The organism is Novosphingobium sp. BL-S-20, assembly GCF_055521635.1.
On sequence record NZ_CM145494.1, the window covers coordinates 1 to 2,500 of the forward strand.

Sequence of the window (2,500 nt, forward strand, 5' to 3'; positions counted from 1 at the left end):
ATGTGGTTGCGGGGGTAGGATTTGAACCTACGACCTTCAGGTTATGAGCCTGACGAGCTACCGGGCTGCTCCACCCCGCGTCAAAGTTGTGTTGCGTTCTGCATGAACGCGAAGAGGGCCTTCGAGGGCCCTCTTTGGGGCACTTTAGTGCCCTTTGTCATTGTGATGGGTTTTTAGCACGCCGGCTACAATGCCTGGCGACGTCCTACTCTTCCAACGCTTGAGCGTTAGTACCATTGGCGCTGACAGGTTTCACGGCCGAGTTCGAGATGGGATCGGGTGGGTCACTGACGCTATGGTCACCAAGCAATGGAGACGGCGTGCTGTTTTTTAATCGATGGCCCGTGCTGCTCTAAGTTAGAGCTGATATCTGGCTGGATGATCGTCCGATCATCAAGACAAGCGCTGCTTGTTGGCAGGGTTGTCATTGATGGTGGGATTCATCAAGCATGAACAGAGTTATTAGGACCGGTTAGCTCCATGCGTTACCGCACTTCCACACCCGGCCTATCAACGTGATGGTCTATCACGACTCGAAGATACCTAATCTTGAGGGAGGCTTCCCGCTTAGATGCTTTCAGCGGTTATCCCGTCCATGCATAGCTACCCTGCTGCGCTCCTGGCGGAACGACAGGTACACCAGAGGCATGTTCAACCCGGTCCTCTCGTACTAGGGTCAACTCCTCTCAAGTATCGACGCCCACGGCAGATAGGGACCAAACTGTCTCGCGACGTTCTGAACCCAGCTCACGTACCACTTTAATTGGCGAACAGCCAAACCCTTGGGACCTGCTCCAGCCCCAGGATGTGATGAGCCGACATCGAGGTGCCAAACGATTCCGTCGATATGAGCTCTTGGGAATCATCAGCCTGTTATCCCCGGCGTACCTTTTATCCGTTGAGCGATGGCCCTTCCACGAGGGACCACCGGATCACTATGACCGACTTTCGTCTCTGCTCGATTCGTCAATCTCGCAGTCAGGCAGGCTTATGCCATTGCACTCTTGCAGCCGGTTTCCAACCGGCCTGAGCCTACCATCGCGCGCCTCCGTTACTCTTTAGGAGGCGACCGCCCCAGTCAAACTACCCGCCACAGAGGGTCCCTGCACCGGATAACGGTGCGAGGTTAGACATCAGAACATAACAGGGTGGTATTTCACCTATGGCTCCACACCAGCTGGCGCCGGTGCTTCAAAGCCTCCCACCTATGCTACACAATTCTATCCTAATGCCACTCTGAAGCTGCAGTAAAGGTGCACGGGGTCTTTCCGTCTAACCGCGGGTACTCCGCATCTTCACGGAGAATTCAATTTCGCTGAGCATATCCTGGAGACAGTGGGGAAGTCGTTACGCCATTCGTGCAGGTCGGAACTTACCCGACAAGGAATTTCGCTACCTTAGGACCGTTATAGTTACGGCCGCCGTTTACCGGGGCTTCAATTCGGAGCTTGCACTCCTCCTCTTAACCTTCCGGCACCGGGCAGGCGTCAGACCCTATACGTCGTCTTGAAGCCGACTTAGCAGAGTCCTGTGTTTTTGCTAAACAGTCGCTACCCCCTGGCCTGTGCCCCCCGACAGAGCTTGCGCTTAGCCGGGGCCTCCTTCTTCCGAAGGTACGGAGGCAATTTGCCGAGTTCCTTCAGGATACTTCTCTCAAGCGCCTTGGTATACTCTACCTGACCACCTGTGTCGGTTTCGGGTACGGTCTATACGGTGGGGCTATTTCCTGGAACCTCTTCAAAGCACAACCAATCCAATAAGGTTGTACAATACACGAGATCCGTCACACACCACCAGGCCCACGAATATTAACGTGGTTCCCATCGACTACCCCCTTCGGGCTCGTCTTAGGGGCCGGCTCACCCTGCTCAGATTAGCTTTAAGCAGGAACCCTTGGTCTTTCGGCGAGAGGGCATCTCACCCTCTTTATCGCTACTCATGTCAGCATTCGCACTTCCGATACGTCCACGGTCGGTTACCCTTCCGCTTCACTCGCTTACGGAACGCTCCGCTACCGCTCAGATCAAAGATCTGAACCCTAAGCTTCGGTGCATCACTTTAGCCCCGTTACATTTTCGCCGCAGGAACCCTTATTTAGACCAGTGAGCTGTTACGCTTTCTTTAAAGGATGGCTGCTTCTAAGCCAACCTCCTGGTTGTTTTGGGATTCCCACATGCTTTCCCACTTAGTGATGACTTGGGGACCTTAGCTGTAGGTTAGGGCTGTTTCCCTTTTGACGACGGACCTTAGCACCCGCCGTCTGTCTGCCGGATAAGTCTCGTTGGTATTCGGAGTTTGGTTAGTATTGGTAGATCTCGCGACCCCCGCAACCATCCAGTGCTCTACCCCCAACGGCATACATCCGACGCTCTACCTCAATAGATTTCGCGGAGAACCAGCTATTTCCCGGCTTGATTGGCCTTTCACCCCTAAACACAACTCATCCGAGAATTTTTCAACATTCAACGGTTCGGTCCTCCAGTGCGTGTTACCGCACCTT

The 2,500-nt window shown here is 54.0% G+C and carries 1 tRNA gene and 2 rRNA genes (1 of these 3 cut by a window edge); all 3 read right to left on the reverse strand.

Annotated elements, in window-relative coordinates:
• Positions 1-3: 3 nt before the first annotated feature.
• Positions 4-80 (reverse strand) — tRNA-Met (locus ACZ1II_RS07620).
• Positions 81-192: 112 nt separating this feature from the next.
• Positions 193-307, reverse strand: a 5S ribosomal RNA gene (rrf, locus tag ACZ1II_RS07625).
• A 135-nt stretch (positions 308-442) separates the two neighbouring features.
• Positions 443-2,500, reverse strand: a 23S ribosomal RNA gene (locus ACZ1II_RS07630) (it continues 737 nt past the right edge of the window).